The 5,061-nt window shown below is 38.3% G+C and carries 4 protein-coding genes and 3 pseudogenes; 6 read left to right on the top strand and 1 reads right to left on the bottom strand.

The features are described 5' to 3' along the window. Window positions 1-27 precede the first annotated feature (27 nt). Window positions 28-225 (bottom strand): annotated as a pseudogene (locus ACFINO_RS09035) (phage tail protein); the annotation flags it as partial. A 177-nt stretch (window positions 226-402) separates the two neighbouring features. Between ACFINO_RS09035 and ACFINO_RS09030 the strand changes: the two are divergent. From ACFINO_RS09030 to ACFINO_RS09005, 6 genes and pseudogenes are all read left to right on the top strand, one after another. After that, the gene (locus ACFINO_RS09030; RefSeq protein WP_375655495.1) at window positions 403-1,569 is read left to right on the top strand and encodes a tyrosine-type recombinase/integrase; all 1,167 of its coding nucleotides are present in this window, start codon (window positions 403-405) and stop codon (window positions 1,567-1,569) included. A gap of 208 nt (window positions 1,570-1,777) precedes the next feature. Next, window positions 1,778-1,978 (top strand): AlpA family transcriptional regulator, encoded by a 201-nt coding sequence (locus ACFINO_RS09025; RefSeq protein WP_007347209.1) that lies wholly within the window; start codon window positions 1,778-1,780, stop codon window positions 1,976-1,978. Window positions 1,979-2,075: 97 nt separating this feature from the next. Further along, window positions 2,076-2,756, top strand: a pseudogene (locus ACFINO_RS09020) (virulence-associated protein E); the annotation flags it as partial. 111 nt (window positions 2,757-2,867) lie between these two features. After that, window positions 2,868-3,158, top strand: coding sequence for a CopG family ribbon-helix-helix protein (locus tag ACFINO_RS09015; RefSeq protein ID WP_375610963.1), 291 nt, complete (start codon window positions 2,868-2,870; stop codon window positions 3,156-3,158). Further along, window positions 3,155-3,427 carry a type II toxin-antitoxin system RelE/ParE family toxin gene (locus tag ACFINO_RS09010; RefSeq protein WP_375610964.1) on the top strand — a complete coding sequence of 91 codons (273 nt, stop codon included), beginning with the start codon at window positions 3,155-3,157 and terminating at the stop codon, window positions 3,425-3,427. Before ACFINO_RS09015 ends, ACFINO_RS09010 begins: the two co-directional genes overlap by 4 nt. Window positions 3,428-3,566: 139 nt before the next feature. Next, window positions 3,567-4,565 (top strand): annotated as a pseudogene (locus ACFINO_RS09005) (DUF3987 domain-containing protein); the annotation flags it as partial. Between the last annotated feature and the right edge of the window lie 496 nt (window positions 4,566-5,061).

Here is a 5,061-nt window from a genome sequence, read left to right as displayed (position 1 = left end):
AAACGGTTTTAATGACATTTCAACTCCTCATGTCTTGATCCCATAAATTACACTCACATTAACGGGGCGCGTTTCAACACCACCAACCCTCTCTGCCATGAGATGATGTTCATGATGCTCTCTGTCATTCAGACCGTCTGTTATAGGCGTTGAATAATATAAAAAATTAGCAAAGGGGCTCCTGATAAACCAAGGTAAACGCGGCGGCTTGTCTTTTTCTGTAAACCTACAACACACTGATTTATAATGATAATTCACTGTTTTGTATGTTGAATGAGAGTCTCGAATAACGTAAGATTCTCTCATTTCAAGTCTGTTTATATTGAATCAAACAAACCCATTTGCTTGCACGGCATAAGCGGGGCTGGCGTGTGGGTAAAACTGTATAAGAAAGGAATGAAAATGGTTCTTATGAATCGTCTTAACGCAAGGGCTGTCGCAACATTGGGAGCTGGCAAATATAATGATGGTGCCGGCTTGATCCTCCATAAGCGTAAAGATGGTGGTGCTCAATGGCTTTATCGTTATACCATTCACGGTCGGCGCCGTGAAATGGGCTTGGGCGCCTTAAGACATGTCTCTTTAAAAAAAGCCCGTGAATTGGCAAACCAATGGCGTGCTGTTTTACATGAGGGTCGTGACCCCATTAAAGAACGCGATAAACAAAAGCGTGAGGCAATGCGTAATCTTCATTATTTAAAAAACATTGCTTTAGATGCTTTTGAAAGCCGTAAAGCTGAATTAAAAAGAGATGGTAAAGCTTGTGATTGGTTTTTACCATTACGCCTTCATATTCTCCCTAAATTGGGCTGTCTGCCCGTTTCAGAGATTACACAAACAGAGATACGCAATACCCTTGCTCCTATCTGGCATACAAAAGCTGCAACAGCAGAGAAAGCACTAAATCGTCTTAATCTTTGTCTCAAACATGCGGCTGCATTAGGGGTAGATGTTGATTTACAAGCAACAGAAAAAGCACGCGCGCTCTTAGGTAAACAACGTCATAAAACCACTAATAGACCTGCAATGGATTGGAAAGATGTTCCCGCCTTTTATCAGTTACTCTGTAAAACACAAAACATAACACAACTGGCTTTGCGCTTGCTTATCCTGACAGGCGTTCGTACCAACCCTTTGCGTCATATTCGTGAAGATCAGATTGAAGATGATGTATGGACTATTCCTGCTGAGAATATGAAAGGTTTGCGTGACGCTACAACAGAATTTCGCGTACCTCTATCATCTGAAGCGCTAAAAGTGATTAAACAAGCCCGTTGTATTTCCAAAAGTAATTTCATTCTGTCTTTTTCCGGTCGTGCTCCCCTTGCTGAGAATTGTATGGCAAAATATATGAGAGACAATAAACTTGAAGCCTGCCCGCATGGTTTTCGTTCTAGTTTACGCAATTGGCTTGCTGAAACAACCGATGCTCCCTATGAGGTCGCTGAAACTATTCTAAGTCATACAGTTGGCGGCAAAGTAGAGCGTGCCTATCGTCGTACTGATTATTTAGAACAGCGCCGTGTCTATATGGATAAATGGGCGGCTTATGTCACTGGTCAATCTTAAGATATGGGGTGCATAACCCCATGATCTGTGGATAACTTTCTCTCTCTTCTCACTCATTCTTTCTCAATAAAACTCATAAATTATCACATTAGAATTTATATGATAATATATTGTTTTCTATAAATAAAATACCTTCAAAAATGAACCAAAATGTGCTTAATAAATAGGCATGATTTGTTTCTATTTTTTATTATGAAAGGATTTTAGAATGACAGAAAATGATATTCTTTTAACAGACCGTGAAAGTGCAAAATTGCTTCATATGAGTGTTTCAACATTCCGCCGTCATGTTACTAATGGCTCTCTCCCAAAACCTTTAAAATTTGGTTTTTTATCCCGTTGGTTACAATCGGATCTTTTGAATGTCATCGAGCAAGCAAAACAGCAACGTCAAAGTGACGCGGCATAAAAAAACCTTGTCACGTAAGGACGGACAAGGCTTTCTCAAACTCATCACTCTAAAGATAGCACAATCCGTCCTATGACGCAACGTTATAGGATTAAAAATGATGTGTTCTTTTAAGAATGCGCAAAGTATCACACGTGCCTTGCGCGGGGTTTGGCATGGGCGTTATGGAACAGCCCGTTGCCCTGCTCATGATGATAGGCTGCCTAGCTTATCCCTTGCCAATGGACATGATGGGCGTCTTTTACTCTATTGTTATGCTGGCTGCTCTTTTAGAGAGATCATACAAGCGCTTATTAGAATTGGATTGCTTGGAAAACAAGCTTATGATCAGACGCTCTCTTTCTCAAAACAGTTTTGTGCTGATCTCAAACAAGCAAAAAGGAAAGCAGAAAGAGCAATTTGGCAACAAAGCCAACCAATCAAAAATACTTTAGCAGAAACCTATTTACGTATGCGGGGTATTACATGTGATTTGCCTACAGATTTACGCTTTTACGACAAATGTCTACACCCCTCTGGGGGTACATTGCCCGCGTTGATTGCTCTTGTTAAGGGGGCTGGTTCCTTTGCCATTCATAGAACCTTTTTAAAAGACAATGGCTGCAAAACAGATCAGAAACCAGCAAAAGCCATGTTGGGATCTGTAACGGGTGGTGGGGTGCATTTAAGCCAAGCCAATCCAAAACATCTGGTCATTTGTGAAGGCATTGAAACGGGGCTGTCTCTGCTGTCTGGGTTGTTATCAGAGCCCGTTGATTTATGGGCTTCTCTTTCAACCCTATGAAAATGCAAAATAGATATAAAATATCTATTCTAATAGTACCTATTGAAGAAACAGTAAAAATACATTACATTAGAACTACTTTGTAACACATTAAGTGGTCGTAAAATGGCTGAGACAACATTTACCTTTCGCGTCGATGATGTATTAAAAAATGAATTTTCCAAAGCAGCAAAGGCGTGTGATAGATCTGGTGCACAATTATTGCGCGATTATATGCGCGATATCGTAAAAGAACAAAAAGAAAAAAGTGCATACGATTTATGGTTTCGGGAACAAGTTCAATTAGGGATAAATTCTGCTAATGCAAGTGATATAATGTCTTCTGAAGAAATCGAAGCAGAAGCAAAAGAATGGCGCTTAAAGACACAAAGTAAACTAGATAGATCAACTTTATGAAGCTAATTTGGACACAAGTAGCACACGTTGACCGCAAAAAGATACGTGAATACATATCACAAGATAATCCTTCCGCTGCCTTAAAGTTTGATCAACTTTTATCTGAAAAAGTAGAAAAACTTGTTAAATTTCCTACCCTTGGTCGTTTAGGACGAATTGTAAATACACGTGAACTTATTGTACATCCAAATTATATCATGATTTATGATATTTCAAATGGCGTTGTGCGTATTTTACGTGTGCTCCATACAAAGAAAAAATTTCCTTAATCAACTGTATTTTTATTTATTTTGTAATTGAAGAAAATTATTTTCTACAATACTGCGCTCCGTATCAGTAAATAATGATAAATTATTATTTTTCTAATATTGCGAATATGATTGCATAATGCACTTTGCACACCGCTTAGTTTCTACTCGTAAAAATGAAGATGACACTATTGTCAATGATGTGTCTGTTGAAAAGCTTGGGGAACTCTTAAAAGAAAACCCCCGTGGTCTCTTAATGGTGCGTGATGAATTGGCTGGCTTTTTAGCCAATCTAGAAAGAAAGGAATATCAATCAGACCGCGCCTTTTATTTAACAGCTTTTAATGGCGATGATCAATTTACTTATGACCGTATAGAGCGTGGAACCATTTTTATCCCTTATGTCACTTTATCCATGATTGGAGGCATTCAACCTTCACGCATTATTCCGCTCATTCAAGCCATACACCGTGGAATAAACGATGACGGTTTATTGCAACGCTTTCAAATGATTGTCTGGCCCGATGACAATAAAGAGTGGCAATTGGTTGATAAACCGCCCAATCAAGAGGTCTGGCAAAAGTATGAAGGGGTATTTCGCTCTTTTCGTGATAAACGCTTAGGTTCTCCCGAACAACCACTGATCATGCGTTTTTCTGCTGAAGCACAAGTGAAGTTTTATGAATGGTTAGAGCATCTTCATAAAGAGGCAAAAGGAGGTAGTTACTCAGAAAGCTTACAATCGCATCTTTTAAAAATGCCAAAGACCATAGCAAGTCTTGCGTTGATTTTTGAACTTCTTGACACTGGTCGTTTAGAAATTGGACTCTATGCCATCACAACAGCGTTGCGTTGGACAAGTTATCTGTTAAGTCATGCCAAAAGACTTTATGCGGCGGGGGATACATTAACAGCAGAGCGTGCAAAATTAATTGTCGAGCGTTGTGATTGTTTACCCGATGTTTTTACAGCAAGGGATGTTTATAAACGTGATTGGAAATATTTAACAGACAATCAAACCGTTAAGCAAGCTTTAGAGCTTTTATGTCGTTGTAACTATATTCGTGAAATCTCTGGAGAGAATAACTCCCAAGGCGGTCGACCTACCATACGTTATGAATGGCACCCTTTAGTGAAAAGTCATAAGACATCACACTGAGGCAATTTGGAAATCTTATAAAACATTAAACAATATAACAGTGAACCTTTAAAGCACTCCCCATCATTAGTTTTGGGGGGGTATGGGGGTTTTGGGGGGTCTTTTTACCCCCCCCTTTATATATTTTTTTAGTCAAAAATAAAAGTTATTATATTTCAATAAGTTAATCTTTTAAATAAACAACCTATATTAAACATAACACATAAATACAATTTTTAATATATATCTAAGAGGGTTTTGTAGGTGTTTTGGGGGGGTTAAAAACAGACAAAACCTATCAAAATACTCATTCTGATATTTTAAAGAACGTAGTACATTTATCTTGATGAATACGTGAAATGAATAGCAAATTTCACTACTTTGCTGATCTTATTCCATGTCATGGGCTGTTGATAAGCAGCCTTAAAGACCCCTTTTGAAAAAAATTTATCCGCTTTTTAGCATTTTCCGAATTTTTCACACTATTCATTCAAAATGGATTTAATAAGCTTCATTT

The sequence above is a fragment of the Bartonella sp. AA83SXKL genome, from assembly GCF_042196965.1.
In the GTDB taxonomy this organism is placed as follows: domain Bacteria; phylum Pseudomonadota; class Alphaproteobacteria; order Rhizobiales; family Rhizobiaceae; genus Bartonella.
This window is presented reverse-complemented; position numbering and strand designations above follow the sequence as displayed.

Bases quoted from the DNA above. Each gene is read 5' to 3' on its own strand.
- ACFINO_RS09015 (WP_375610963.1), top strand. From the start codon at position 2,868: ATGGCTGAGACAACATTTACCTTTCGCGTCGATGATGTATTAAAAAAT.
- ACFINO_RS09010 (WP_375610964.1), top strand. From the start codon at position 3,155: ATGAAGCTAATTTGGACACAAGTAGCACACGTTGACCGCAAAAAGATA.
- ACFINO_RS09025 (WP_007347209.1), top strand. From the start codon at position 1,778: ATGACAGAAAATGATATTCTTTTAACAGACCGTGAAAGTGCAAAATTG.
- ACFINO_RS09030 (WP_375655495.1), top strand. From the start codon at position 403: ATGGTTCTTATGAATCGTCTTAACGCAAGGGCTGTCGCAACATTGGGA.